Raw genomic sequence first — 25,534 nt, forward strand, 5'->3', positions numbered from 1 at the left:
GTTGGAAGGTCAGGTTTTCACGTAGCCCGCGACCACCTGCAGCAAGCGGAACGCGGTGGCGGCATCGTTCTCGACGACGGCCATGAAATCCTCTTCGCTGATGCGCAGGCAGGACAGGGCCGTCTTTGCGCGCATGTCCAGCGCGCGCGGTTCGCGACGGATGAGGCCCAATTCGCCCACCAAAGCCCCGGCCCCGACAGTCGCGATGACTTTGTCTTCGCCGTCCTCGACCGGCAGCAGCAGATCCGCCTCACCATCAATGACCATATAGGCGCCATCGGTCGGGTCGTCATTCTTGTAAAAGACGTATTCGCCGGGGCTGGCCTTGTACCAGCGCGCGCCAAAGGCCAGCAAACGCAACTGCTTGCGCTTGAGGCCGGAGAACAGCGGCGTCCGGCTGAGCGCTTCGAGCTTGCGCGCCAGATCGGCCCCCACTTCGCTGTCGGCCTCTGTCCGCGCCCCTTCGGCCCCGACAAGGCGCCCCTGCTGCACTTCGAAATGCAGATCGAACACGTCTTCGTCCTCGAACCCTTCGTTCAGAAAAACCAGGGTCGAGTCCGGCAGCAGTTTGCGAAGGTTGGAGATCAGCGCCTCGCGCGTTTCGCTGTCATAGCTGGCCATGACGCGATCCAGGATCAGGATGTCTGGTCGTTTGATCGTCGCGCGGCTGATCGACAGGGGTTCGGCAAAAAGCGCGGGCAGGTTGGCCCCGCCAAGCGAGATCGGCACGTCAAAGACGAGTTCCAGAACCTGCGGGCTGACCCCGGCGTCCGCCAGCACTTGCACAACAATGCGGCGCAGTTCTTCGCCGCGCGTTCCCGCGCCTTCGGCCACTTTGCCGAACAGCGCGTTTTCCAGAACCGTCAGGCCGTAGACATAAGCGTCTTCTTCGATAGGTACGAACAGGTCATCCATCTGCCCACGCAACGAGTCGGCGTGCTGGGCGCGCATTTCCAGCACCCGCGCCTGCACATCCTCGGGAAAGGACGGGCCGACCTGTTCGGCAGTCACGCTGGAAGGCACGCTGAGCAGCAATGCAAGTTCGCTGTCCGTGATTTCTGATCCCGGGGGTTTGCGGTTCACAAGGTCAAGGGCGGCCTCATAGACTTCGACATCCAGCCCGACCTTGCGGAACAGCGGATGGTCGGTGCCGTTTGCGCCAAAGATCTGGCGCAGCATTTCGATGATGTTGCGCGCGAGTTGTTCCAGATTGCTTGCCAGTTCCAGCGCGTGCAACAGGCGCAGGAACTCAAGTTTTGCCTCGATGATCCCGGGTGTGATCGCCTCGCGCGGGGTGGCAAACAGCAGGTTTTCGGCAATCGGCAGGGCAGGGTTGTAGGCGTTTGGATCAAAGCGGTGCACAAAACGCGACAGGCCCGCCGCTTCGACGGCTTCGGCGACCTTGGGGCGCAGGTCGATCAGGGCTTTCGTCAGGTCACTGTGTTTTTCGGCATCATAGGTTTGGTCCATTGTGCGCCGGGTCAGCACCTCGCCGCTGCCCGACCCGTCGATCAGCGTGTACCACCATGCGCGCAACTGATCGCGGTCCTCGACCCCGGCCAATGTAGGGTCGAGCCACTTGGCCTTGAGCATGTCGGCGGTGTTTCCGGCGCGTACAGCCTCGCGGGCAAAATCGGTGTCTTCGCCCTTGCCGACGGGGGACACCCGCATCGGCATCATCACGTTCTGCCCATAGCTGCCCTGAAACAGGATGGGACGCGAATTGGCGTGTCCGATCCGTTTTGCAATCGTGGCCTGATGCAAGGATTTGATGTCCTGACCAGACAGGGTGACTGTGCCGCTGGTGGGCAGGGTTTCGCGGGTCAGCACCTCTGCCAATGCGCGGCGGTCTTCGTCGTTTTCGGCGCTGATGCCGACCACCGATCCACCGGGAAGGGTGACCGATATGTCCTCGATCACCGGATTGCCGTCACCGTCGCGCACCGTGACCTGATCCAGCACGATGTCACCGGTCAGGCGCGGGGCCTCGGGTGCGGGGCCGTAAAACAACTCTTCGTCCACCATGCCGTCGGGGGCAAAGCGTTCCGTGATCGTTTCCCAGCGCAGCGACATGTCGGCGGATTGGTTGTAATAGGCCAGCAGCTCTTTCCACGGGCTCGACAGATCCTTGTAGGCCGCCAGGGCTGCCACAAGCGCGCCAATGGTCACCTGCCCCTGAATGACCAGATAGCCACCGATGGAAAAGAAAAAGAACGGCGTGAGTTGCGTGATGAAGTTGTTGAGGAACTTCATGAAGAATTTCTTCTGGTAGATCTGGAAGCGGATGTCGAACAGACGCCCCAATCGATCCCCGATCATCGCCATCCGGTAGCGCCAGCCACCATTGACCCGCAGGGTCGACGCACCCACCGCGCCCTCGCCAATCTCGGCCGCAAGGGCGCGCACCTGCACCACGCGTTTCTTGTTCAGCAGATTGATCTGGCGCTGCAATTTCGGGATCAACCATGCCTGCAACGGGATCAGCGCGCAGGCGGCCAGACCAAAGGCGACCGATTGCAGGAACAGAAAGCCAAGGATCGTCAGCATCTGCCCGGCCTGCAACACAGGCTGCGCAACTGCATCGCCCATCAACCCACCCATGGGCTCGCTTTCGGCGGTGACCATGCTGACCAGCTCACCCTGGCTTGTGCGCTCGAAATAGGGCTGGGGAAAGCGCAATACGCGCGCAATCAGCGTGTAACGAAACCGGCGCAGCAGCCGTTCGGCCAGCACACCCTTCATCGTGTTGATGCGCATCTTCATCAGACCATGCACCATCACGGCCAACAGAAACCCGCCACACAACAGCATCAGATAGTTGATCTGGCTGAACTCCATGCCGAACGCGGTGATAGTCGAAGATCCGGACCCGATGGCGTCGTTGATGATCTGTTTGGGCAGTTCAAGGGTCAGGTAAAGCAGTGGAAACAGGCAGAGCGTGACCACCAGCAGGATCAACTGATCACGTTTGGAATACTTCCAGATAAAGGCAAAAATGGAGGATTCGATGGCTATGGACCTGCTCAAATTCGACGCCGCGCGCCCAAGCGTAACTTAACCGGGGCGTTGAAGGTAAATCAATGCCTTGTGCGGCGATGTTGATCGCTTGCGTGAGGTGGATTGCTCCAAATCGATTGCCATCCTAGGATGCGGATCAGAGTAACGCGTGAAGGACCGTCCTTGAGTGATCCCGTGATCTTTGTTCTGGGGCTGCTGTTTCTGCTGCAGACCAAGCACCTGTTTGCGGATTTCTACCTGCAGACGCCCCGCATGTTGCGGGATCGTGGCCGCTATCTGCACATGGGGCGGGTGCAGCACGCCGGGCTGCACGGTGGTGCATCACTGGTTGCCATGGTGCTGATGGGCGTTCCGATGGGGCTGGCCCTGCTCGTGGCCATCATTGAATGGGTGGTCCATTTCCACATTGACTGGGCCAAGGGGCGCTGGTCGGACCTGACCGGTCATGGGCCGGATCAGGCGGGGTACTGGCGCGCGTTTGGGGTGGATCAGGCGTTGCATCAGTGGACGTACCTGGTGATGGTCTGGGCCGTGTTGCCCTGAAGTGCCCCGTTTCAATACGACCCCGGATGTCGGCCACGCCTGTGCCATGTCACGCCCCTTTCCCTATTCCCTCGAAATCGCGCAAGATAGAAACCGACGGCAGTTGTGGGATGCGAAGGCGCGTGTCTGGCGCCACGACTGAATACCCTTGGAGGAGGACCCTTACATGGCAGATATGACAACCGATGTGCTGATCATCGGCACTGGGCCTGCGGGCTCGGCCACTGCGGCGTTACTGTCGACCTATGGCATCGAAAACATGGCCGTGAACCGCTATCGCTGGCTGGCCAACAGCCCGCGCGCTCATATCACCAACCAGCGGACCATGGAGGTGCTGCGCGATCTAGGACCCGAGGTTGAGGCCGAAGCCTACATGCACGCAACCGAGCAGGACCTCATGGGCACAAATGTGTTCTGCGAAAGCCTGACGGGCGAGGAGTTGGGACGCATCCAGACATGGGGCACCCATCCTCTCAGCCGGGCCGAGCATGAGTTGAGTTCACCCAGCAAGATGAACGATCTGCCCCAGACCTTCATGGAGCCGTTGCTGTTCAAGACTGCCTGCGCGCGCGGCACACAGGCGCGGATGTCCTGCGAATATCAAAGCCACGAAGCCGATGGCGATGGCGTGACGACCACGATCCTTGACCGGCTGACGAACAAGACGTTTACCGTGCGCTCGAAATACCTGATCGGGGCCGATGGCGGCAATTCGACCGTGGCGGATCACATTGGCGTGCCGATCGAAGGCAAGATGGGCGTCGCAGGGTCGATCAACCTGCTGTTCAAGGCCGACCTCAGCGCCCATGTCGCGCACCGCCCTTCGGTCCTTTACTGGGTGATGCAGCCGGGGTCGAACGTGGGCGGGATCGGCATGGGTGTGGTGCGCATGATCCGCCCATGGAACGAATGGATGGTGATCTGGGGCTATGACATCGACGGCGAACGCCCCGAACTGACGGACGATGAGGCCAAGAAGATCATTCGCGATCTGGTGGGTGATCCTGCGCTTGAGATCGAGATGCAGGCGATCAGCTATTGGACCGTGAACGACGCCTATGCGACCGAGATGTCCAAAGGGCGCGTGTTCATAATGGGCGATGCGGCGCACCGTCACCCGCCCAGCAACGGGCTGGGGTCGAACACGTCGATTCAGGATGCCTTTAACCTTGCGTGGAAACTGGCCGCCGTCCTGAAAGGGCAGGCGGGGGAGGCACTGCTGGACACCTACAATGCCGAACGCGTCCCCGTCGCCAAACAGATTGTGACACGTGCCAACCAATCCATCGGTGAATTCGGTCCAATCTTTGAAGCACTTGGACTGATCGGCCATACGGACCCGGACGTGATGCAGGCGAATATGGACAAACGTTGTGACAGCACACCCGAGGCGGACGCGCAACGCGCCGCCCTGCGTGATGCGATTGCCTTCAAGAAGTATGAATTCGATGCCCACGGGGTCGAGATGAACCAGCGCTATCGCTCGGATGCGGTGGTCAGCGACGGATCACGCGAACCCGCCTTTGCGCAGGATGCTGAACTGCACTACCAGCCGACCACATGGCCGGGCGCCCGTATCCCGCATGTCTGGCTTTATGATGCAAGTGGTCAAAAACACTCGACCCTTGATCTGACCAACGGGGGCTTTGCCCTGCTGACCGGGTTGAGTGGGAAGGCATGGGCCGACGCGGCCGTGTCGGTCGCCGACACCCTCGGGATCAAGATGAGCGCCCATGTGATCGGGCCGCGCCAGGACTTGGTCGATCACACCGGCGATTGGGCACGGGCACGCGAAGTGTCAGACGCCGGATGCGTGTTGGTGCGCCCGGATCATCATGTGGCATGGCGTAATGATGCTGCTGCGGATGACCCGCAGCGGGAATTGATGCGTGTGCTTTCCGCCGTCTTGCAGAAAGGTACGGCGTCCTGATGGGGTGACGTGAAAGCCGTCCTTTTCCAGGATTTACCAAAATCCGGTCTGACGGGCTGATCACCCAATATCGCGCCATTGACACAGGGCCCGTTGGCGGGCCTTGTGGGCGCAAATACGTGAGGAGATTAGGACCATGATGAAAACCCGCGCCGCTGTCGCCGTCGAAGCAGGCAAGCCCCTTGAGATCATGGAGGTCAATCTGGATGGCCCCCGCAAAGGTGAAGTGCTGGTCGAGATCAAGGCCACCGGCCTGTGCCATACGGATGAATTCACCCGATCAGGCGCGGACCCCGAAGGCATTTTCCCCGCCATCCTCGGTCACGAAGGTGCAGGCGTTGTGATCGAAGTGGGCGAGGGCGTCACGACACTGGAAGTGGGCGATCATGTCATCCCGCTTTACACGCCCGAATGCCGCGAATGCGAATACTGTCTGAACCCCAAAACGAACCTTTGCCAGAAGGTCCGCACGACCCAGGGGCAGGGCCTTTTGCCCGATGGATCGACCCGGTTTTCCATGCTCGATGGCACGCCGATCCACCACTATATGGGCTGTTCAACCTTCGCCAATCACACGGTGGTGCCCGAAATCGCGCTCGCCAAGGTGCGCAAGGACGCGCCATTCGACAAGATTTGCTATATCGGCTGCGGAGTGACCACAGGCATCGGCGCAGTCATCAACACCGCCAAAGTTGAGATCGGCAGCCGCTGTATTGTTTTCGGTCTGGGGGGTATCGGCCTCAACGTCATTCAGGGACTGAAGCTGGCGGGATGTGATCAGATCGTCGGTGTCGACATCAACGATGGCAAGGTTGAAATGGCGAAGCATTTCGGCATGACCGACTTTGTGAATCCTTCGAAGGTCGAGGGCGACATGGTGGCCCATCTGGTTGAACTGACTGGCGGCGGGGCCGATTATACCTTTGACGCCACCGGCAATGTGGATGTGATGCGCACCGCCCTTGAGGCCGCGCACAAAGGTTGGGGCGAAAGCATCATTATCGGGGTGGCTCCAGCTGGTGCCGAAATCTCAACCCGTCCCTTCCAACTGGTCACTGGCCGCGTCTGGCGCGGCACGGCCTTTGGCGGGGCCAAGGGACGAACGGACGTGCCAAAGATCGTGGACTGGTACATGGACGGCAAGATCGAGATCGACCCCATGATCACCCACAAGCTGACCCTGGACGAGATCAACCATGGCTTTGATTTGATGCACGAGGGCAAGTCGATCCGCGCTGTCGTTGAATTCTAAGACCCGACCAGCCTGTCCGGAATCGCGCCAAGTCTGTCTCAAATTGGCGCGATCTTCCTTGGCTTTGGCGTGAATTGCAGGTTTTTGCAAGTTTCATGCTGACATATCCTGTAGCCAACCCGGCGCTGTGGAGGCTGCATGAAACTGACCGTCAATGGCGCGGACTATGACGTGGATGTCGAGGAGGACATGCCGCTGTTGTGGGTTCTGCGCGATGAGCTGAACATCAAAGGCGTGAAATATGGCTGCGGCGTGGCCCAATGCGGGGCGTGCACTGTGCACATCGACGGCGTTGCCGTGCGATCCTGTCAGACGTGGCTTGCAGATGTTGACGGCCCAATCACGACAATAGAAGGGCTGGGCACGCCGGATGCGTTGCATGCTGTTCAGGCCGCGTGGATCGAACATCAGGTGGCGCAATGCGGCTATTGCCAGTCCGGGCAGATCATGCAGGCCGCATCTTTACTGTCGCAAACTCCAAACCCGAGCGACGCCGATATTGACGATGCGATGAACGGAAATCTGTGCCGCTGCGGGACCTACACCCGCATCCGTGCCGCGGTAAAGACCGCCGCCGCCAAGCTGCAGGAGACGTAAGCGCATGAGCCGTCTGGGAAAATTTGCGCGCCGCAGCTTTCTGATCGGGTCCGCCGCCGTGGTCGGTGGGGTCGCTTTTGGATACTACATGTACAAGCGCCCCGTCGCGAACCCGTTGCTGGACAATCTGGCCGAAGGCGAGGCGGCGCTGACGCCCTATGTGCTGATCGATGCCACCGGCATTACCCTGATCACGCCGCGCGCGGACTGCGGGCAGGGGGCATATTCGGTGCAGGCCGCACTGATCGCCGAGGAACTGGATGTCGAACTGGATCAGGTGCGCGTCGATCCCGGCATGCCCGGCCCCGCCTATTACAACACCGCGCTGAGTGCTGAGGCCGCGCCATTCCGTTCGACCGATGATGGGTTTGTCGCTGACTCTGCACGCGGCGTGATGGACGCGATGATCAAGTTCGTGGGCCTGCAAATCACCGGCGGGTCCACCACCGTACCGGACAGTTTCGATAAGCTGCGCCTCGCCGGGGCCGTCGCGCGCGAGACGCTGAAAGCGGCCGCCGCGCAGCAGACCGGCATTCCTGTGGATGCGCTGAAGACCGGGCGGGGGATGGTCGAATTGCCGAGCGGTGAGACGCTCAGCTACATGGAGCTGGCACCCATTGCCGCGAGCATCGACCCGGTCAACGACGTAACCTTGCGCGACCCGTCCACCTGGCGGCTGGTCGGCAAAACGATGGAACGCATTGACATTGTGGCGAAATCCACTGGAACGCAGCGCTACGGCATCGACTTTGAGATGGATGGCATGGTGCATGCCAGTGTGCGCACGAACCCGCGTCGCGGTGGCGTGATGAACGCCTATGATGCGGCCGCTGCCCGCGAGATGCGTGGGGTGCAACAGATCGTCGAGGTGACCGGCGGGGTTGCGGTGGTCGCAGACAACACCTGGCGCGCCATTCAAGCCGTGAATGCCATTGAGATCGACTGGGGGCCAGCGCCCTATCCGGCTGAGATGGACCAGCACTGGCAGGCCCTGTCCGACAGTTTCAACGACGATCAGATCGACAGCCGGAAGCGTGATGATGGAGATGTCGAAGCTGCGCTAACCGGGGCGGACGTCATCGAGGCTGAGTACCGCGCGCCTTACCTCGCCCACGCCCCGCTGGAGTCGATTTCGGCGACGGTGCTGGTGGGCGATGGCCGTGTCGATGTCTGGACGGGCACGCAGATCCCGCGCTTCGTGCAGAACAACGTCGCCGATATCGCAGGTGTCGCGGGCGATGATGTGCACGTCCACGTGCAGGTGATGGGCGGCAGTTTTGGCCACCGTCTTGAAGATCGCGTTGTGCGCGAGGCCACCGAAATCGCGCTGGCGATCAAGGGCACACCGGTCAAGCTGACCTATTCGCGTGAAGAGGATATGACCCACGACGACACCCGACAGATCGCCATGGCGCGCGGACGCGGCGCGGTGCGCGACGGGAAGGTTCAGACCTATGATCTGGGTATTGCCATGCCGTCGATCGTGGCCAGCCAGATGGGGCGTCAGGGCCTGCCAATGCCGGGACCGGATCTGCAAATTGTTGCGGGTGCGTGGGAACAACCCTTTGAAATCCCTGACTACCGTGTCACCGGTTATCGCGCGCCTGAACTGTCGCCGATCACTTCTTGGCGCTCCGTCGGGGCATCAACCAACGGGTTCTTTCACGACGTTTTTCTGGATGAGTTGATCCATGCTGCCGGTGCCGACCCAATGGAAGAACGCCTGCGCCTGTGCTGGCACACCCCCTCGCGCAAAGTGTTGGAGGCGGTGGCCGAGATGTCGGATTGGGGCAGTCCAGTGGGCGCAAACCAAGGGCGCGGCGTGGCGTTCTGCCTGTCTTTCGGGGTGCCCACCGCCGAGGTGATCGAGGTCACCAATACGGACGATGGCATTCGTCTCGACAAGGTTTGGGTGGCGGCCGAAGTGGGCACAGTCGTTGACCCCGTAAATTTTGAGAACAACGTGCAGGGTGGCGTGAACTGGGCCCTTGGCCACGCGATCAACGCCGAGGTGACCTATGCCGACGGGATGGTCGAGCAGATGAATTACTATGATTTTGAGGGACTGCGATTGGCGCAAGCCCCGCAGATCGAAGTGCGCGGGCTGGAGAACGGCGAGCATGTGCGCGGCATCGGAGAGCCGATGGTGCCCCCAGCGGCTGCGGCGCTGTCCAACGCCATCTTTGCCGCAACCGGTCAGCGCATCCGGGAAATGCCGATGCGGAAATTTATCGACTTTGCCTGAGACGGAATGCGCCGCGCGGCCCGTTGCTGGGCGCGCGTGTTGCGCGTGCGCCGTTAGCCTTTGCCCAATTCTCATCGTGCGGCGAATTTACCTCTGATTTGGAATGGTTTACGCCGAATTTGGCGATGCACAACCCGTACACAACCTGTGTGCACCCCGTGCACCGAAGTGGTGCATTTCGCCATGTGTGAACGCAGCGTACGTTGCGAGCCCATCTCCTACCGCCCACCAGCGGGGCACAAAAATCTTTCACATTGGCGTGAATAATCCCGGCCGCCCTCGTGTTTCCCCCTCATAGCCCGGCGCAGACAGCGTCCTTTGATACGGAGATATTTGATGGCTCAGAAGATCGGCGGAATTACCTATCCCAGCACCGTTGCGGAACTTTTGCGTGAACGCGAGTTGACCAAATTGATGATGCAAACCTTTACGTCGCCCGAGGTGCGTCACCGGTTCAAGTTCCTGATCAACCCACCTGCGGCGGATGCGGTGTTTTCCGAGTACATTGCCGAACGCTCGCGCACCCCGATTTCCCTGCCGCGCCACATCACGCAGAACGCCACCGATCTGGTGACGGAGGACAACTATGACCCCCGTCTGTGGAAGGGTATTCTGGACCTTGTCGAGGCCAACTGCCGCACCTTTCTGGAAACCGAGATCTTTCCCGAGTTCTTTGACGAAAGCAAATCCCCGACCTTCAAGAAGGTCCACACCCAGAAGCTGTTTCAGGCCGGTGAAAAGAAATACGGCGACGTAAACAGCATTATGGTGCGCCTGAACCTGACAGATGCTGCGTCGGTGCGCGGAATTCTGGCCGAGATGATGCGCGGCAACAAAAGCGGGGCGCGCGAACTTGCCAAATACGCGATCAACAAAGCCCGTCTGAAAGTCAGTATCGAAGAGGTGATTGACGCCATCAAGACCGGCAAGGGCCTGACCAATGCGGGCGCCTTTGAGGTCGACACCAAGAAACTGTCGATGTGCGGTTTTGACAAACCCAAGGATCCCAAGCTGAAAAACCGGGTCGAGGACATGGTCAACGCCTGGATGAGCGGCGACAAGACGACAGCCAAGCAGATCTTTGCCCTGATCCAGAAAAACGAACCCAAGGACAGTTTTGTTCAGAAGGACACGATTGAAGGCCTCTTCAAGGCGTTCAAGAAGTTCAAAGTCGTGATCGGCTGATCCAAGGCTTGCCGCGCACAGCCACCACGCAGGGCGGCAAGGACGGGTCGGATTGTTTGTGGCAACACAATTCGGCCCGTTTTGCTGTTCAGGCCGTGGTCAGACCCAGCCCCGAGAGCGCGCGGATGTGGGTCACAATGTCCTCGACCCCCTGCCCGTGGCGCAAGGCGGAAAAGACAAAGGGGCGGCCTGCGCGCATTTTTGTGGCGTCCCGCTCCATCACCTCAAGCGAGGCCCCGACATGCGGCGCGAGGTCGGTCTTGTTGATGATCAACAGGTCCGAGCGGGTGATCGCCGGCCCGCCTTTGCGCGGGATTTCCTCGCCCGCTGCCACATCGATGACATAGAGCGTGATGTCCGCCAGTTCCGGCGAGAAAGTGGCGCTGAGGTTGTCGCCGCCGGATTCGATCAGGATCGCTTCGATGTCCGGGTGTCGGGCGCGCATTTCGGCCGCCGCCGCCAGATTGATCGACGCATCCTCGCGGATGGCGGTGTGCGGGCAGCCCCCGGTTTCGACCCCGATGATCCGGTCCTGCGGCAGGATTTGCCGCCGCATCAGCTCTTCTGCGTCTTCCTGGGTGTAGATGTCGTTGGTGATGACCCCGATGGAGTGCTGATCCTTGAGCGCGGTGGCAAGTGCGGCGGTGAGCGTGGTCTTGCCCGCGCCGACAGGGCCGCCGATGCCAATGCGCAGAGGGCCGTTGAGTTGTGTCATGTGCGGAATATCCTTGGTGAAAGGGTTTCGTGGCGCATGGCTGCGACGTCGGCGGCAAAGCTGGTGGCAGAAAGGGCGTCAAGAGGTGTGGTTTCCGCCTCTGTTGCCGTGGCGGTGATGGCGGGGGCGAGGTCGGCCAGCACCTGTTGCCCTGTGGTTTGTCCCAGTGCCATCAACCGTTGTGCGGCTGCGATAAGGTTGGAGGCGAAGGCATGCAGGTAGAGCGGCAGCGTCTGGTCGAGCGGCACCGACATCGCGCGCGCCGCTGTGCCGACAGCCACGGGATAGGTGAGGGTGCTGATGTCGATACCCCAGACCGCCCGCGCGGTGTCGCAAAAGGCCGTGCCTTGCAGGTCTGCCTCTTTCAACCGCTCGGCACTTGCGGCAAAGGCGCGTGCGGTCGCGTCGATCTGTGCTGGGTCATCAGCGGTGTAGGCCGCTGCCAGCAGTATCGCATCGGCCCGCGCCGAGCCTTGGGTGATCAGCACTGCGATCCAGTCCTGCAGCGACGCCGCATCATTGACCTGCCCGTCGGCAATGGCCTGTTCCAGCCCGTGGGAATAGGCGAAGGCCCCGACCGGAAAGGCGGGCGAGAGCCATTGCATAAGGGTGAGGGCCGGATCGTTCATGTGTGGCTGTGGGTATGGTCGTGCCCGTGCGTGCGCCCATGGCCATAGGCGCCGCCCTCGGGGGTGAAGGATTCGGTGACCTCGCGGGTTGTGGCTCCGATTTTGGCGAGCATATCGGCCATCACGTGGTCGCGCTGGATCAGGATGCGGGTGTCTTCGATCTGGGCTGGCGTGTGGCGGTTGCCGATGTGCCACGCGATGCGGTGGAGGGCGTCGCCGGTGACCTCGAGCAGCGGTTCTGGGGCCGCATCAATTCGGATTTCGGTCTGCTCGGTCGTGATGAGCGCGCCGCCATGGTCGAGCGACGTGGTTTGGGGCAGGTCCACCAGCAGTTGTGTGCCCGAGGCAAGGGTAAGCACCTTGCGCCGCAGAAAGCGGTCCTCGTAGGTGAGGGACACGTGGTCGGCAGGGGTGGCGTGAAGGTGATTTTGGTAGGTCTGTGCGGTTAGCATGTGGTTTGTTCATCAGCGCTGAGGGCGGCCCAGGACCGCGGGTGGGGGTGAAGCCCCCGCCCCCGGAGGGGGCGGTCGGGGGCTGCCCGGCTTAAGGCCGGGTGTGACATCAAAACAGAAAGTATCGCTGCGCCATGGGCAGCACTTCGGCAGGTGCGCATGTCAGCAACTCTCCGTCCGCGCGCACTTCGTAGGTTTCGGGGTGCACTTCGACATGGGGCGTGGCGTCGTTCAGTTTGAGGTCTTTCTTGCCGATCTGGCGGGTGTTTTGCACGGCCACTGTGTCCTTGTGCAGGCCCAGGGACGCACCGATCCCGTCGCCTTGGGCGGCGGCAGACACGAAGGTTACGGCAGAGCGTTCGACCGACCGGCCGTACGCTCCGAACATGGGCCGGGAATAGACCGGCTGGGGCGTGGGGATCGAGGCGTTGGGGTCACCCATTTGCGCGCAAGCAATGGTGCCACCCAGCAGGACCATCTCAGGCTTCACTCCGAAAAACGCCGGGTTCCACAGCACCAGATCGGCCCGTTTGCCGACTTCGATGGAGCCAATCTCATGCGCGATCCCGTGCGCTATGGCCGGGTTGATCGTGTATTTCGCGATATAGCGGCGCACGCGGAAATTGTCGTTGTCGCCGGTTTCGTCTGGCAGCGACCCGCGCTGTTTCTTCATCTTGTCCGCGGTTTGCCACGTGCGGATCAGCACCTCGCCCACACGGCCCATGGCCTGACTGTCCGACGCGATGATCGAAAACGCGCCCATGTCGTGCAGGATATCCTCGGCGGCGATGGTTTCGCGCCGGATGCGGCTTTCCGCGAATGCTACGTCTTCGGGGATGGATTTGTCGAGGTGGTGGCAGACCATGAGCATGTCGAGGTGTTCCTCGAGCGTGTTCACCGTGAAGGGCCGCGTGGGGTTGGTGGAGGAGGGGAGCACATGTTCCTCCCCACAGATCTTGATGATGTCAGGCGCGTGTCCACCGCCTGCGCCTTCGGTGTGGAAGGCGTGGATGGTGCGTCCCTTCATCGCCGCCACGGTGTTTTCGACAAAGCCGGATTCATTGAGCGTGTCGGTGTGGATCATCACCTGCACGTCCATGTCGTCGGCGACCGACAGGCAGCAGTCGATGGCCGCCGGGGTCGTGCCCCAATCCTCGTGCAGTTTCAGGGCACAGGCACCGCCCTTGATCTGTTCTTCCAAAGCGGCAGGTAGCGAGGCGTTGCCCTTGCCCGCGAATGCGAGGTTCATCGGGAAGGCATCCGCCGCCTGCAGCATCCGGCCCAGATGCCATGGCCCCGGCGTGACCGTGGTGGCCAGCGTGCCATGTGCGGGGCCTGTGCCGCCACCCAGCATCGTCGTCAGGCCGGAATGCAGCGCGTCCTCGATCTGTTGAGGGCAGATGAAATGAATATGGCTGTCAAAGCCACCGGCAGTCAGGATCTTACCTTCGCCAGCAATGGCTTCGGTGCCCGGGCCGATGATGATGTTGACGCCGGGCTGCGTGTCGGGATTGCCTGCCTTGCCGATGGCGGCGATGCGTCCGTCCTTGAGGCCCACATCGGCCTTGATGATGCCGGTATGGTCGACGATGAGCGCGTTGGTGATGACAGTGTCGACGGCCCCTTGCGCCCGCGTGACCTGCGATTGCCCCATGCCGTCGCGGATGACCTTGCCACCGCCGAACTTGACCTCTTCACCATAGAGCATGGCGTTGTCGCCACTGCCCCCGGTTGCGGCGGCGCCTGCGGCTTCGGCGGTCAGGTCACGCTCGACCTCGATGATCAGGTCGGTGTCAGCGAGACGCACCTTGTCGCCCACGGTGGGACCGAACATGGCTGCGTAGTCGCGGCGGGAGATGGATGTGGGCATGTCAGTTGTGTCCTTAGTTCAGTGTCACCAAAACCGGGTCTCCGTCGAGTGTTCCCGGAACCGGAAGGCCTTTTTTGAGAGTGTCGGAACCCAGTTCTTGGTCAGGCCGCCCGTCGCAATAGATTGCTGCACCGAAAGGAAAACCATCACTCAATCCGGCAGAGAAACCGCGGCACTTGGAACCATCGGCGAGTTCAACGCGGACATTGCAACCCACAAAACATGTGCCTCTTGTTCCAGTCAGGAGCAGTATTTGTTCAGGAGAGCGAACCTCGATCTGAGGGGCGCAGCCGGCGGCCAAAACAGTTGTGAGTGTCGCGGTGATCCGTACGAGTTTTGTACCCGGACCGCGCAGCGGGCCGGATCGCCCCCGACCCGCCCCCCAGGGCGGGGGCGATGCCCCCACCCTCGGGCCGGGGGCGATCCTTTGTGCGGCGTAGTGCCGTTCGAGGTCATCCTTCGGGGCGTTGGTGACCCTCACAGCGCCCCCATAACCTTCTGGTTGAACCCAAATACCTTCCGGTCCCCTGACAGCGGGATCAGTTGCACGTCGCGTTCCTGCCCCGGTTCAAACCGCACGGCAGTGCCTGCCGCAACATCCAGACGCATGCCGCGCGCGGCGTCACGGTCAAATTCCAGCGCGGCATTGGCCTCGCCAAAGTGATAGTGGCTGCCCACCTGAACAGGTCGGTCACCGGTGTTGGCCACATGCAGCGTGATCGCCTCGGAACTGCTGTTGAGTTCGATGTTGCCTGCGGCGGGAATGACTTCTCCGGGGATCATATCAAGCTCCTAGCGAATGGGGTTGTGGACGGTCACCAGCTTTGTGCCATCGGGAAAGGTGGCTTCGACCTGCACGTCATGGATCATCTCAGGCACACCTTCCATGCACTGGTCGCGGGTGATGACCTGTGCACCTGCCTCCATCATATGCGCTACGGAATGGCCGTCGCGCGCCCCCTCGACCACGGCGTCGGTGATCAGGGCGATGGCCTCTGGGTGGTTCAGCTTCACGCCGCGCGCAAGGCGTTTGCGCGCCATTTCGGCGGCCATGGATATCAGAAGTTTGTCCTTTTCACGGGGCGTGAGTTGCATGGGTCAAAGTCTCCAGCAGAGTGGCATTTCGCCGTGGGTCAGGTGGTCGAGAATGGGGAGAAGATGGCGGCGCAGGTGGTATCCCGATGGGGCCAGCAGGCGCAGAACCAGCACGTCGGGGCGCAGGAGGCTGGCACCACCAGTGTCAGGCAGAAGCGCGCGCAGGGGGTCAAGCTGTGCTTCGGCATTCGGTGCGATGTAGGTGAGGCTGACCATGGCGGCAGCCCCACCACCCGAGGCCGCATGTTTCATCTGTTCAGCCATGTTGCCGCGCAAGACCCAGGCATCCTGCACAAGCGGCGCGCCGTTACGGGTGATGCTGATCCGGTCGCGAATCTGTCCCTGCACCTGCGCCTCTCCCATGGCCAGCCGACCGATGCATATTGGTTCGACGATCAACGCGGTGCCGGACCCGGTGATCTCACAGACCAGCCGACGCTCCAACGCGCAGCCGTCAAAGATCAGCGTTTCTTGTGGCAGCCACCACAGGCTACCCCCATCTGCGATGCGCAAGGTGGTGTTAATCCGTCCAACCTCACCCGGTTGCGCGCGGTAGGCCCGTTCGCAGGCCTGGGTCGTGAGCGTGAGGTGTGTGCCGGTGCCTGCGGCGGCCTCATACGTGAAACGATCGCCGCCTGTCACGCCGCCAGACGTGTTCAGCAGGACTGCCGTCAGCCCCTTGTTTGCGCGGGGAAAGACGGCCTTGGCCGCCCCTTGTTGATAGAGCCCGTCCAGCACGGATTGCGAGCCTTGCGTCTTGGTCGACAAACGCACAGACCCGATTGCACGCGGTTGCGTGGGCCGTGTTGTCGTCAAAGGCATATGTGCGGTCATTCAGGGCTCTGTTTGGCGGTGGACCTTCCGATAAGAGCATTGTGCAAAGCACAGTGCCAGACTTCGGTTCGACACAAGATGACAGCTTCGGCACAGCGCCTAATTTTTAGGCACGCAGGCGCAGCAAGTAAGTGTCCATGATCCAGCCATGGGCCGCGCGCGCCTCTGCCCGGCGCTTGATGATGCGGGCGCTCACATCGCTCAGCCGCCCCGCTTCGAGGATCTGCTCAGGCATGCCCAGATAGGCGCCCCACCAGATATCATATGCATCGCCATCGAGTGTTTGAAACGTGCACTCTCCGTCCAGCATCACCACGAGCGTCTCGCAGCCCTGAGGCCAACCGTGATCTCGCAGCCGTCTGCCGGTCGAGATCGTCACCGGCGCGTTGAGCGTGTTGATGGGGATTGCGTGCGCCGCTGTCAGCGCCTGCACCGAGGTGATGCCCGCCACCACATGCAGGCGTGGGGCAGGCTGTAGCCGTGCTGCGATGCGCAGGGTGCTGTCATAGAGCGACGGGTCACCCCAGACCAGCAGAGCGACGGTTCGGGCGTCGGGATGCGCGGCGATGGTGTCGGCCCAGATGCGGGCAATCTCGTCATGCCACGCGTCCACGCGGGCCAGATAGGGTAGGCTATCATCCCGCACAGGCATGTCGAACAGGGCGATTTTGGCATCGTCCCGCACATCGGCGATGATCTGCGTGCGCAGGTCGGCCAGATCGGATTTGCCCGGTTTGTGCGGCACCAGAAACAGATCGGCTTGCGCAATGGCGCGTCGCGCCTCTCCCGTCAGATGGTCGGGATTGCCGGTGCCGATGCCAATCAGGTGCAGGTCGATCATGGTCTTACTCACGAAAAAGGGCCGCGCGGGATGGCGCAGCCCTTGTGGTCACTGTGGTCGCGTTCAGGCCGCGTTGAACAGGCGGTGTGTGAACAGGTTGCCGGTTTTCCAGTTGCGCGCGCCTTTGGCGGCGGCAAGGACAGCAAGGTCCGCCAGAGGCTCGATCAAGATAACGAGGGCATAGGCAGCACCGAAGGTCACGATCGATTGAATGTTCTCCGAGCCAAAGCCCTGACCGTAGATCGCCCAGAACGCGACCCATGCGATGATCCCGCCCTGATAGACGGCGGACATCTTGAGGACCTGTGCGTAGTCCAGATCGACATAGGCCTTGGCCTCGGGCACGATGCGTTTGGCCAACGCGTGCAACGCAAAGAGCGGGAACAGCAGCGTGGTCATGTTCACAGCGAACATCGGCAAGTCTGTGGGGGCAAAGAACGTGCCTTGCAAAAGTAGACCTAGGACCAGCCCCGCCGCCGCCGCACCAGCGCCGAGCAGAAGGAAGAGCGTGGTGCCGAGGATGAAGTGCACTTCGGAGATGCCTGCCGAGAAATGGGGCAGCACTTCGAAAAAGACGAAAGTGCCTACCGTCGCGAGTGCTGCGCGCACCACGAAGGCCGGAACATTGGCGAATTTCAGGTCGTTTGCTGCCAGTTTCAGCGAATAGCCCGCAGCAGCGGCTGCTGATCCGTAAGCGAAGACCATTTTTGCGCCATCCACGACGCCCGGTTCGATATGCATCTTGTCTCTCTCCTTGCCACCCGCCCGGCGGCATTTTGACCGGTCTCCCGGCATGTTTCGTTTTCGATGGCAGGTCTCCTGACTTGCGGGTCGCTGCGGGGCCGAACCTTCCCAACCCTTTCGGGTCAGTGGTAATTGCCGGGCCGCTCGCCGGTCACAGTTGCGGGGGCAGTCCGGGATTTGTCACCCGGTTCCCTTTTCAGACCTCTTGCGAGGCCACCATCGTAAACCCACGTTTACATTGATTCCGGGGTCGAACAAGTCCGGAAGCGGCATTTGGAACGACGGAAATGCCGCGTTGGGCCCGGCGGTTGGACGGTGAAGGGTTTTGACCATAGGGCTGAGCACCCTCGCCCGAGACTATCTGGCGAAAATCAGTCCGATTTCGTCACTCCGTCGCAAGCGCGCCGTAAAGGATCAGGGCAGGTGCATCGCTGACACCTTCGCGCAGTTTGGCCGCGAGGTCGGCGACGCTCATCCGGTGCAGGGCCTGCGCGGGTGTGCTGACCCCTTCGGCGAGCAGGGCGGGAGTGTCTCCGGGCAGTCCGGCCTCCATCAGCATCGCGGCGAAATCCGGGAATGTACGCTGACCCATGAACACAACCGTGGTCGCCTGCGCGTCCGCCAATGCGGCAAGGTTCAGATCGTCAGGCAAGGCCCCGCGCACATCATGTCCGGTCACGAACTGCACGCGCCGCGCCGTCAGCCGCCGGGTCAATGGAATGCCTGCTGCCGCTGCCGCCGCGCAGGCTGATGGCACGCCGGGAATGATTTCATAAGGGATATCAGCGGCTTTGAGGGCGTCGATCTCTTCCTCGAGCCGACCAAACGTACCGCCATCGCCTGATTTCAGGCGCACAATGCGCTGCCCGGTCTCGGCATAGTCCACCAGCAATTGGCTAACATGGTTCTGCTTGGGCGAGGGGCGGCCAGCGCGCTTGCCCACGCCCACAAGGTCCGCGCCACTGCGCGCATGGGTCAGGATCGGCCCTGCGGAGAGGTCGTCAAACAGCACCGCATCGGCCCGTTTCAGACGATCCACAGCCTTGAGTGTCAGCAGTTCCGGATCGCCGGGGCCCGAGCCAACAAAGCTGACGAACCCGGTCATTCGGGCTCTCCTGTGATCAGATGGAAAAACGTGCCTGTCACGTGCCCATTGTGTGATCCGGTCTGTGCCACCGGATTGCCATCAGCATCAAAGACGGCGGCCAGCGGGGCGTCTGGCTGATCAAGGATCGAGGAATAGTGGAATTCGTGCCCGCGCAACGCCGCACCGGCGCCAAAGCCCGGCATTGCACGCTCCAACACAGCGCGGCGGTAGCCAAGGTTGAATTTCCGTTTTTCGTATGACGTAACAAGGCCAAGCAGCCCGGCCATGGCGTGCGCTGTGCCATCCTTGTCGATCAGTGTTTCACCCAAAGCCATGTAGCCACCGCATTCGCCGTGCACAGGTTTGGATTGCGCATGTTGGCGCAAGCCTGCCTTGAACTTTTCCGCCGCAGCGAGGGTGCCTGCGTGGAGTTCGGGATAACCGCCGGGCAACCAGACCAGATCGGCGGACGGGTCCGGTGCCTGATCGGCCAGCGGAGAAAACGGCAGGATTTCGGCCCCCGCTGCGCGCCAGCCAGTCAGCAGATGGGGATAGGTAAACGAGAATGCCGCGTCCCGCGCCAATGCGATGCGCTGGGCGGGTGGGGCAGGCAAGGGGCCTGTGGGCAGTGCCGCACCTGCGCTTGCCGCCTGTTTCAATGCCTCAAGATCGACATTGTCGCGCAGGAATTCCGCATAGCCCGCAATCGCGGCCTCAAGATCCGGATGCTCGACCGCCTGGATCAAACCCAGATGCCGTTCGGGCAGTTTCAGATCGCCGCGCCGGGGCAGGGCACCAAGGACTGTGACCCCAGCCCGCTCCATCCCCAGCCGTGTCAGCCGCTCGTGTCGCGGGCTTGCCACCCGGTTCAGGATCACACCTGCAAAGGGCAGATCGGGGTTGTACATTTTGAACCCGAGGGCCGTTGCCGCCGCAGACTGCGCCTGCCCGCCCACGTCGATCACAAGAATGACCGGCCAGCCCATGGCGAGCGCTGTTTCCGCGCTGGATCCGAACCCCGATTGGCCACGTGTCGCGACACCGTCAAAAAGGCCCATGGACCCTTCGGCCACGCAGATATCTGCGGTTTCGCGTTGTGCGGCGATGCCGCCTAGCAGGTCGCCATCCATCGCCCAGGTGTCAAAGTTGAACGACGCGCGGTCCGCAGCGGCCAGATGAAAGGCCGGGTCGATGTAGTCGGGTCCGGATTTATAGGGCTGTACCGTCAGGCCGTCGTCGCGCAAAGCGCGCAGCAGGCCCAGCATCACGGTGGTCTTACCAGTGCCGGATGCGGGCGCAGAGATCATGAGACCGGGGGGATTAGTCATCGCCGTGGCTCCAGCTGGCCCAAAGGCTGTCTGCAGTTTGGGGGCGGTAGCGGCGGTCATAGTCCGGGGCGTAAAGGCAGCTTTCGTCGAACTGTTCAGCCCCGATGGCGCGCCCCACAAGGATCAGGGCGGTGCGCGAGATGTTGTCGGTCATCGCTTCGGCCAACGTGGCAAGCGTGGCGTGGATCACCTGCTGATCCGGCCAGCTTGCGCGGTAGACCACGGCGACGGGGCAGTCGGCCCCGTAGGCGGGGGTGAGGTCGGTGATCACTTGGGTGAGGTTGCCGATTGACAGGTGGATGGCCAGTGTCGCACCGGTGGCGGCAAAGTTGGTCAGTGTTTCACCCGGCGGCATGGACGAGGCGCGCCCGGGCGTGCGCGTCAGCACGACGGATTGGGTGACGCCGGGCAGGGTCAATTCTGCGCCCAAGGCCGCTGCGGCGGCGGAAAACGAAGGCACGCCGGGGGTCACCGTAAACGGGATGTCAGCGGCCTTGAGGCGGCGCAACTGTTCGCCCATCGCAGACCAGACTGACAGATCGCCCGAATGGAGGCGGGCGATGTCCTGCCCCTTGGCGTGCGCGGCGCCGATTTCCTCCATGATCTGGTCAAGGTCCATGGCGGCGGTGTTCACCACCCGCGCATCGGGCGGACAGTGGCCAAGGATCGCCTCGGGCACCAGCGATCCGGCATATAGGCAGACCGGGCTGGCCGCGATCAGATCGCGCCCGCGCAAGGTCAGCAGGTCAGGCGCGCCGGGGCCTGCGCCGATAAAGTGGACAGTCATGTGTCGGCTCCTGTGGCAATAGCGCATGTCGCCTGCCGGTCTTTGGATATGTGGCGGGACGTGATCAGTCTCGCGTTTGATTTTATGGCTGCGAGGGCTGCGGCCTCGGCCACTGACCCTGTGCGGCGCAGCAGGCGGCTGAGGGCGGATTGGGTGCGGGTTTGGGCCGCTTCCAACTTGCGGTCGTTTATGGCGACGATCATGACGCGCATCTCTTTGGACAGGTCCAGCAGGGCGGGTTGCATCGCCTTGTCCCGCGGGGCGGCGAGCAACGTCACGTCGCCTCGATGGCCCGTCGCCTCAAGGGCGGCGCGCAGACTGTCAGCCGTTGCGCGGCTGGTGAATCCGAACCCTGCAACAATCATCTGATCAGGCTCCACTGCACGACGGGATAGGACGCAGCCCAACCGCGCTTGGCGCCCAGCGGTTTGGCATTTGCGATGTCGATGCGCATCAACGCGCCCCCGTGACGGGTGTGCGCATGTGCAAGGCGCGCCTCGCCCTCCAGCGTCACCGCGTTGATCACAAGGCGGGCGGATTGGTCCATGACCGCATCAAGCATCGCATCATCCAAGCCACCCCCGACAAAGATCGCGTCGGGGGTATCGAGACCTGTGAGCGCTTCGGGTGCTGCACCTGTCACGACCGTGAGGCGACTTTCGACGCCAAGCTTTTTGCCATTTTCCGCAATCCGTGCGGCCCGATCCGTGCGCGGTTCAACGCAGGTGGCGCGCGTGCTGGCATGGGCGAGGAGCCATTCCAAAGCGATGGAGCCTGATCCCCCGCCAATGTCCCAAAGGTGTTCGCCGGGTTTCGGTGCCAGCGTGGATAGGGTGATGGCACGGACGGGGCGCTTGGTGATCTGCCCGTCATGCTCGAACGTGTCATCACTCTGTCCGGTGGCGACGGTCAGGGCTTGACCCGGGCCTGCTATGTGGATTGCGGCGCAAACCGGATGATCGAACGTGCCCTGCAAAGCGGAGGCTCCTGCCGTGGCGATGTTTTCCTGTGGGCCGCCGAGATGTTCGAAGATGCTGAGCATACTGTCGCCAAAGCCCTGATCAATCAGGTAGCCTGTCAGATCACTGACGGATGATCCATCGCGCAACGTAACAATCACACGGCTGTCGCGGGCGAGATGGCGGCGCAGACGCGCCATTGGTGCGGCATGCAGACCGAGGCACGCGGTCTTGTCCAGCGCCCAGCCCAAACGGTTGGCCGCCAAGGCAAAGCAGGATGGTCCGGGATGCGCGACCCAGTCCTGTGCCTCAAATTGCTGCGCAATCACGGACCCGGCCCCGAACCAGAACGGATCACCCGAGGCCAGCACGACCACGCGCTGCCCGTGCAAGGTTTTAAGCTGATCAAGCCCGTCGCGATAGGGCACGGGCCACGGGATGGTGCGCGCTTGGGTTTCGCCCAGCAGGTCAAGATGGCGGGGCGGGGCCATGATCACCTCTGCCGCGCGCAGGGCCGCTTGACTTCGCGCACTTAGCCCGGCAACCCCGTCTTCGCCAATGCCAATGATGGTCAGCCAGGGGGTATCAGACATGGGCGTTAACCTCCTGATCCTCGGGGGCACGACCGAAGCGACCGCGTTGGGTGCAGCGGTCGCGGCGGCCGGTATCGCGGGCACAGTCAGCTTTGCAGGCCGCGTCGCGCGCCCCAAGCGCCAGGCCTTGCCGCAACGCGTCGGCGGGTTCGGTGGGGTGGAGGGCCTGCGCGACTACCTTGCGGCCCATGACGTGACCCATGTGGTCGATGCGACGCACCCGTTCGCCGCGCAGATGAGCAGCAACGCTGTCGCCGCCTGTGCCGCGGAAAGTGTGCCATTGATCGCGCTGACCCGCGCACCGTGGATCGAGCAAGCGGGCGATGACTGGACCCATGTTCCGGATATTGCCAGTGCGGTGGCCGCTCTTGATCGGCCCGCCGCCCGTATCATGCTGGCCGTCGGGCGCATGCATCTGGATGAATTTGCGCCCAATCCGCAGCATTTCTATCTGTTGCGCCTGGTCGACCCGCCAAGCAGCCCGCCGCCCTTTTCCGACCATTACGTGCTGGTGTCGCGTGGGCCGTTTACGTCCGATGATGACCGCGCTCTGATGCAAGAGCACGCTATCGATCTGGTGGTTTCCAAGAACGCAGGCGGTATCGGCGCTTATGCCAAGATCGAGGCGGCGCGCGCTCTGCACCTGCCTGTCATTATGATCGACCGGCCCGCGATCCCTGAACGGGCTGAGTCGTACAGCGTGACCGAGGTGATGGCCTGGCTGTCTCATGACGCGGACCGGGGTGTGTAGACGATTGGGGCGGTTCCTGTCTCGATGATGCGGGTCTGGCTGGATCCGACGATCACCATCGTGCGCATGTCGGCCATGTCCGCGTGGGTGTCCTGCAAGGGTACGACGCTGATCTGTTCGTCGGCGCGCGAGACGTTGCGGGCAAAGATCACGGGGCGATTGTCGGCGCAGGCCTCTTTCAGCACCTCCAATGTGCGCACGAACCCTTCGGGCCGCGACTTGGAGCGTGGATTGTAGAACGCCATCGCGAAATCAGCCTGCACGGCGAGCCGAAGGCGCTGTTCGATCAGCGCCCAGGGTTTGAGGTTGTCACTGAGGTTGATGGCGCAGAAATCGTGGCCCAGAGGTGCCCCAGCACGGGCGGCAGCGGTTAGCATCGCGGTGATGCCGGGCAGCACGCGGATGTCGAGGCTGCGCCACTCTGCTGGCCCCGCCTCGACCGCCTCGAACACGGCTGAGGCCATGGCAAATACGCCGGGATCGCCGGAGGAGACGACAACCACATCGCGCCCCGCGCTGGCCATCTCTAGCGCATGGCGGGAGCGATCCAGTTCGACCCTGTTGTCCGAAGGATGCAGCGTCAGGCCGGGCCGTTCGGGGATGCGGGCGACGTAAGGGATGTAGCCGACGATGTCCGTGGCGCAGGCGAGGGCGGCGGTGACTTCGGGCGTGACCAGCGCGTCGTCTCCGGGGCCGAGGCCAGCGATCACCAGCGAGCCGGTCATGGCCTGCGCCCCTGTCCGTGCACGACGATGATCGAGAAATAGGGGGTCACTTTGCCCTCAGCGTCTGACAGTTTTTGCACGGTCTGGTTGGGCATTGTGGCGTATTCGACCAGCCATGCGGTCTCGTATCGTCCGGCCGTGCGCAGGGCGCGGCGGACCTTGTCGATATTGCGCCCGATTTTCATCACCACCAGCGCGTCAGCATTGGCCATATTCTTTGCAAGCATGTCCTCATCCAATGTGCCCATCAACACGGTCAGGATGTCATCGCCCCATGTAATCGGCGCGCCTGTGGCCGTCCATGCGCCGGACATGCCGGTGATGGCGGGCACGACCTCGACCGGCACATCATCCTTGAGCCGGGTGTAAAGATGCATGAAGGAGCCATAAAAGAATGGATCGCCCTCGCAGAGCACCACCACGTCCTTGCCCGCATCCGTAAGCATGCGCAAACGTTTGGTGCAGTCGGTGTAAAAGGCGCTGAGGGCGGCGTTATAGGCCGGATCGCTCAGCGGGATTTCGGTGGTGACGGGGTATTCCATCGCATGCTCGATGACACCCTCGGGCAGCAGTTCATTGGCCAGCGTCCGAGCCTGCCCCGGACGCCCCGTCTTGCGGAAATAGGCGATGTGGCGGGCACCCCGCACCAGCCGGTCGGCGCGCACGCTCAGCAGGTCCGGATCGCCGGGTCCGAGGCCGACGCCATATACGGTGCCCGCGCTCACTCTTTACGGCTCGCGATGGCGTTGACGGCGGCGACGGTGATGGCGCTGCCCCCAAGGCGACCTTGAACGATGCAGCAGGGCACGGGCTGGTCGGCCCAGAGGGCGTCCTTGGATTCCACCGCGCCCACAAAGCCCACGGGGCAGCCGATGATGGCTGCGGGACGCGGGCAGTCGGGGTCTTCGAGCATATTGAGCAGGTGAAACAGGGCCGTCGGGGCGTTGCCGATGGCGACAACCGCGCCCTCAAGATGTGGCAGCCAGAGTTCCAGCGCGGCCGCCGAGCGGGTGTTGCCCATCTTGGCCGCCAGTGGGTGCACGGCATCGTCATGCAGGGTGCAGATCACCGCGTTGTCGGCAGGCAGGCGGGGCCGCGTGATCCCTTCGGAGACCATGCGCGCATCGCACAGGATAGGCGCGCCGTTTTCCAGCGCGGTCCGGGCGGCGGATACGAAACCGGGCGAGAAGTGGCAGTGTTTTTCCAACCCGACCATGCCGGCAGCGTGGATCATGCGCACGGCCACCTGTTCCTCGTCCGCGTCAAAACGGGCAAGGTCGGCCTCGGCTCGGATGGTCGCAAAGCTTTGCAGGTAAATGGCCGCGCCATCGGTCTGGTATTCATAGGGCATGGG

Annotated in this window: 25 protein-coding genes and 1 riboswitch; of the genes, 7 read left to right on the forward strand and 18 right to left on the reverse strand. The window is 62.3% G+C overall.

The window, feature by feature from the left end:
• Window positions 1-9 precede the first annotated feature (9 nt).
• Window positions 10-3,027, reverse strand: a complete 3,018-nt coding sequence (locus tag ACERZ8_RS11115; RefSeq protein ID WP_407592257.1) for an ABC transporter transmembrane domain-containing protein — start codon at window positions 3,025-3,027, stop codon at window positions 10-12.
• A gap of 153 nt (window positions 3,028-3,180) precedes the next feature.
• Between ACERZ8_RS11115 and ACERZ8_RS11120 the strand changes: the two genes are divergently transcribed.
• The 6 genes from ACERZ8_RS11120 to ACERZ8_RS11145 all read left to right on the forward strand — a co-directional run bounded on the left by ACERZ8_RS11120 (window position 3,181) and on the right by ACERZ8_RS11145 (window position 10,770).
• A complete protein-coding gene (locus tag ACERZ8_RS11120) occupies window positions 3,181-3,561 on the forward strand; it encodes a DUF3307 domain-containing protein (RefSeq protein ID WP_407592258.1) in 381 nt (126 codons plus the stop codon).
• A gap of 166 nt (window positions 3,562-3,727) precedes the next feature.
• A complete protein-coding gene (locus ACERZ8_RS11125; RefSeq protein WP_407592259.1) occupies window positions 3,728-5,491 on the forward strand; it encodes an FAD-dependent oxidoreductase in 1,764 nt (587 codons plus the stop codon).
• A gap of 139 nt (window positions 5,492-5,630) precedes the next feature.
• Window positions 5,631-6,743 (forward strand): S-(hydroxymethyl)glutathione dehydrogenase/class III alcohol dehydrogenase, encoded by a 1,113-nt coding sequence (locus ACERZ8_RS11130; protein ID WP_407594244.1) that lies wholly within the window; start codon window positions 5,631-5,633, stop codon window positions 6,741-6,743.
• Window positions 6,744-6,881: 138 nt separating this feature from the next.
• Window positions 6,882-7,340, forward strand: coding sequence for a (2Fe-2S)-binding protein (locus ACERZ8_RS11135; protein WP_407592260.1), 459 nt, complete (start codon window positions 6,882-6,884; stop codon window positions 7,338-7,340).
• A 4-nt stretch (window positions 7,341-7,344) separates the two neighbouring features.
• The gene (locus ACERZ8_RS11140) at window positions 7,345-9,585 is read left to right on the forward strand and encodes a xanthine dehydrogenase family protein molybdopterin-binding subunit (protein ID WP_407592261.1); all 2,241 of its coding nucleotides are present in this window, start codon (window positions 7,345-7,347) and stop codon (window positions 9,583-9,585) included.
• Window positions 9,586-9,921: 336 nt separating this feature from the next.
• Window positions 9,922-10,770 carry a hypothetical protein gene (locus ACERZ8_RS11145; RefSeq protein ID WP_407592262.1) on the forward strand — a complete coding sequence of 283 codons (849 nt, stop codon included), beginning with the start codon at window positions 9,922-9,924 and terminating at the stop codon, window positions 10,768-10,770.
• An 88-nt stretch (window positions 10,771-10,858) separates the two neighbouring features.
• On the opposite strand, the gene ureG is transcribed toward ACERZ8_RS11145, so the two are convergent.
• From ureG to cbiE, 14 genes are all read right to left on the reverse strand, one after another.
• Complete coding sequence (gene ureG / locus ACERZ8_RS11150; RefSeq protein WP_407592263.1) at window positions 10,859-11,485, reverse strand: urease accessory protein UreG; 627 nt, start codon at window positions 11,483-11,485, stop codon at window positions 10,859-10,861.
• Window positions 11,482-12,114 carry an urease accessory protein UreF gene (locus tag ACERZ8_RS11155; protein WP_407592264.1) on the reverse strand — a complete coding sequence of 211 codons (633 nt, stop codon included), beginning with the start codon at window positions 12,112-12,114 and terminating at the stop codon, window positions 11,482-11,484. The genes ureG and ACERZ8_RS11155 overlap by 4 nt, the downstream gene beginning before the upstream one ends.
• Complete coding sequence (locus ACERZ8_RS11160) at window positions 12,111-12,566, reverse strand: urease accessory protein UreE (RefSeq protein WP_407592265.1); 456 nt, start codon at window positions 12,564-12,566, stop codon at window positions 12,111-12,113. Before ACERZ8_RS11160 ends, ACERZ8_RS11155 begins: the two co-directional genes overlap by 4 nt.
• A gap of 109 nt (window positions 12,567-12,675) precedes the next feature.
• Window positions 12,676-14,436, reverse strand: a complete 1,761-nt coding sequence (ureC, locus tag ACERZ8_RS11165; protein WP_407592266.1) for an urease subunit alpha — start codon at window positions 14,434-14,436, stop codon at window positions 12,676-12,678.
• Window positions 14,437-14,913: 477 nt separating this feature from the next.
• Window positions 14,914-15,219 (reverse strand): urease subunit beta, encoded by a 306-nt coding sequence (locus ACERZ8_RS11170; protein ID WP_407592267.1) that lies wholly within the window; start codon window positions 15,217-15,219, stop codon window positions 14,914-14,916.
• Between the two features lie 9 nt (window positions 15,220-15,228).
• Window positions 15,229-15,531 carry an urease subunit gamma gene (locus ACERZ8_RS11175; RefSeq protein WP_407592268.1) on the reverse strand — a complete coding sequence of 101 codons (303 nt, stop codon included), beginning with the start codon at window positions 15,529-15,531 and terminating at the stop codon, window positions 15,229-15,231.
• A 3-nt stretch (window positions 15,532-15,534) separates the two neighbouring features.
• Window positions 15,535-16,353 (reverse strand): urease accessory protein UreD, encoded by an 819-nt coding sequence (locus tag ACERZ8_RS11180; RefSeq protein ID WP_407592269.1) that lies wholly within the window; start codon window positions 16,351-16,353, stop codon window positions 15,535-15,537.
• 118 nt (window positions 16,354-16,471) lie between these two features.
• A complete protein-coding gene (gene cobF, locus ACERZ8_RS11185; protein ID WP_407592270.1) occupies window positions 16,472-17,206 on the reverse strand; it encodes a precorrin-6A synthase (deacetylating) in 735 nt (244 codons plus the stop codon).
• Between the two features lie 63 nt (window positions 17,207-17,269).
• Window positions 17,270-17,947 (reverse strand): energy-coupling factor ABC transporter permease, encoded by a 678-nt coding sequence (locus tag ACERZ8_RS11190; RefSeq protein WP_407592271.1) that lies wholly within the window; start codon window positions 17,945-17,947, stop codon window positions 17,270-17,272.
• 51 nt (window positions 17,948-17,998) lie between these two features.
• Window positions 17,999-18,186, reverse strand: a riboswitch (cobalamin riboswitch).
• A 149-nt stretch (window positions 18,187-18,335) separates the two neighbouring features.
• Complete coding sequence (gene cobA / locus ACERZ8_RS11195) at window positions 18,336-19,055, reverse strand: uroporphyrinogen-III C-methyltransferase (protein ID WP_407592272.1); 720 nt, start codon at window positions 19,053-19,055, stop codon at window positions 18,336-18,338.
• The gene (locus ACERZ8_RS11200) at window positions 19,052-20,365 is read right to left on the reverse strand and encodes a cobyrinate a,c-diamide synthase (RefSeq protein ID WP_407592273.1); all 1,314 of its coding nucleotides are present in this window, start codon (window positions 20,363-20,365) and stop codon (window positions 19,052-19,054) included. The genes cobA and ACERZ8_RS11200 overlap by 4 nt, the downstream gene beginning before the upstream one ends.
• Window positions 20,358-21,152: a precorrin-4 C(11)-methyltransferase gene (gene cobM / locus ACERZ8_RS11205; protein ID WP_407592274.1), complete on the reverse strand. Its 795-nt coding sequence runs from the start codon at window positions 21,150-21,152 to the stop codon at window positions 20,358-20,360. Before cobM ends, ACERZ8_RS11200 begins: the two co-directional genes overlap by 8 nt.
• The gene (locus tag ACERZ8_RS11210) at window positions 21,149-21,517 is read right to left on the reverse strand and encodes a cobalamin biosynthesis protein (RefSeq protein ID WP_407592275.1); all 369 of its coding nucleotides are present in this window, start codon (window positions 21,515-21,517) and stop codon (window positions 21,149-21,151) included. Before ACERZ8_RS11210 ends, cobM begins: the two co-directional genes overlap by 4 nt.
• Complete coding sequence (gene cbiE / locus ACERZ8_RS11215; RefSeq protein ID WP_407592276.1) at window positions 21,514-22,704, reverse strand: precorrin-6y C5,15-methyltransferase (decarboxylating) subunit CbiE; 1,191 nt, start codon at window positions 22,702-22,704, stop codon at window positions 21,514-21,516. Before cbiE ends, ACERZ8_RS11210 begins: the two co-directional genes overlap by 4 nt.
• On the opposite strand from cbiE, the gene ACERZ8_RS11220 reads away from it, so the two are divergent.
• Window positions 22,703-23,455, forward strand: a complete 753-nt coding sequence (locus ACERZ8_RS11220; RefSeq protein ID WP_407592277.1) for a cobalt-precorrin-6A reductase — start codon at window positions 22,703-22,705, stop codon at window positions 23,453-23,455. The genes cbiE and ACERZ8_RS11220 overlap by 2 nt on opposite strands.
• Here the strand turns inward: ACERZ8_RS11220 and cobJ are convergent.
• The 3 genes from cobJ to ACERZ8_RS11235 are packed head-to-tail and all read right to left on the reverse strand — an operon-like array spanning window position 23,431 to window position 25,531.
• Entirely contained in the window at window positions 23,431-24,180 is a 750-nt protein-coding gene (cobJ, locus tag ACERZ8_RS11225; protein WP_407592278.1) for a precorrin-3B C(17)-methyltransferase, read from the reverse strand. The two genes, ACERZ8_RS11220 and cobJ, sit on opposite strands and share 25 nt — an antisense overlap.
• Entirely contained in the window at window positions 24,177-24,905 is a 729-nt protein-coding gene (locus ACERZ8_RS11230) for a precorrin-2 C(20)-methyltransferase (protein WP_407592279.1), read from the reverse strand. Before ACERZ8_RS11230 ends, cobJ begins: the two co-directional genes overlap by 4 nt.
• Entirely contained in the window at window positions 24,902-25,531 is a 630-nt protein-coding gene (locus ACERZ8_RS11235) for a precorrin-8X methylmutase (protein ID WP_407592280.1), read from the reverse strand. Before ACERZ8_RS11235 ends, ACERZ8_RS11230 begins: the two co-directional genes overlap by 4 nt.
• Window positions 25,532-25,534: the final 3 nt, after the last annotated feature.

This window comes from Tateyamaria armeniaca (assembly GCF_045797845.1).
Lineage (GTDB): Bacteria > Pseudomonadota > Alphaproteobacteria > Rhodobacterales > Rhodobacteraceae > Tateyamaria > Tateyamaria armeniaca.

Coding starts and splice junctions, on each gene's coding strand:
- ureC (WP_407592266.1), bottom strand. CDS start 14,436: ATGCCCACATCCATCTCCCGCCGCGACTACGCAGCCATGTTCGGTCCC.
- ACERZ8_RS11180 (WP_407592269.1), bottom strand. CDS start 16,353: ATGCCTTTGACGACAACACGGCCCACGCAACCGCGTGCAATCGGGTCT.
- cobA (WP_407592272.1), bottom strand. CDS start 19,055: ATGACCGGGTTCGTCAGCTTTGTTGGCTCGGGCCCCGGCGATCCGGAA.
- cobF (WP_407592270.1), bottom strand. CDS start 17,206: ATGATCGACCTGCACCTGATTGGCATCGGCACCGGCAATCCCGACCAT.
- ACERZ8_RS11220 (WP_407592277.1), top strand. CDS start 22,703: ATGGGCGTTAACCTCCTGATCCTCGGGGGCACGACCGAAGCGACCGCG.
- ACERZ8_RS11125 (WP_407592259.1), top strand. CDS start 3,728: ATGGCAGATATGACAACCGATGTGCTGATCATCGGCACTGGGCCTGCG.
- ACERZ8_RS11140 (WP_407592261.1), top strand. CDS start 7,345: ATGAGCCGTCTGGGAAAATTTGCGCGCCGCAGCTTTCTGATCGGGTCC.
- cbiE (WP_407592276.1), bottom strand. CDS start 22,704: ATGTCTGATACCCCCTGGCTGACCATCATTGGCATTGGCGAAGACGGG.
- ACERZ8_RS11170 (WP_407592267.1), bottom strand. CDS start 15,219: ATGATCCCCGGAGAAGTCATTCCCGCCGCAGGCAACATCGAACTCAAC.
- ACERZ8_RS11155 (WP_407592264.1), bottom strand. CDS start 12,114: ATGAACGATCCGGCCCTCACCCTTATGCAATGGCTCTCGCCCGCCTTT.
- ACERZ8_RS11130 (WP_407594244.1), top strand. CDS start 5,631: ATGAAAACCCGCGCCGCTGTCGCCGTCGAAGCAGGCAAGCCCCTTGAG.
- ACERZ8_RS11210 (WP_407592275.1), bottom strand. CDS start 21,517: ATGATTGTTGCAGGGTTCGGATTCACCAGCCGCGCAACGGCTGACAGT.
- cobJ (WP_407592278.1), bottom strand. CDS start 24,180: ATGACCGGCTCGCTGGTGATCGCTGGCCTCGGCCCCGGAGACGACGCG.
- ACERZ8_RS11175 (WP_407592268.1), bottom strand. CDS start 15,531: ATGCAACTCACGCCCCGTGAAAAGGACAAACTTCTGATATCCATGGCC.
- ACERZ8_RS11235 (WP_407592280.1), bottom strand. CDS start 25,531: ATGCCCTATGAATACCAGACCGATGGCGCGGCCATTTACCTGCAAAGC.
- ACERZ8_RS11160 (WP_407592265.1), bottom strand. CDS start 12,566: ATGCTAACCGCACAGACCTACCAAAATCACCTTCACGCCACCCCTGCC.
- ACERZ8_RS11135 (WP_407592260.1), top strand. CDS start 6,882: ATGAAACTGACCGTCAATGGCGCGGACTATGACGTGGATGTCGAGGAG.
- ACERZ8_RS11200 (WP_407592273.1), bottom strand. CDS start 20,365: ATGACTAATCCCCCCGGTCTCATGATCTCTGCGCCCGCATCCGGCACT.
- ACERZ8_RS11190 (WP_407592271.1), bottom strand. CDS start 17,947: ATGCATATCGAACCGGGCGTCGTGGATGGCGCAAAAATGGTCTTCGCT.
- ACERZ8_RS11145 (WP_407592262.1), top strand. CDS start 9,922: ATGGCTCAGAAGATCGGCGGAATTACCTATCCCAGCACCGTTGCGGAA.
- ureG (WP_407592263.1), bottom strand. CDS start 11,485: ATGACACAACTCAACGGCCCTCTGCGCATTGGCATCGGCGGCCCTGTC.
- cobM (WP_407592274.1), bottom strand. CDS start 21,152: ATGACTGTCCACTTTATCGGCGCAGGCCCCGGCGCGCCTGACCTGCTG.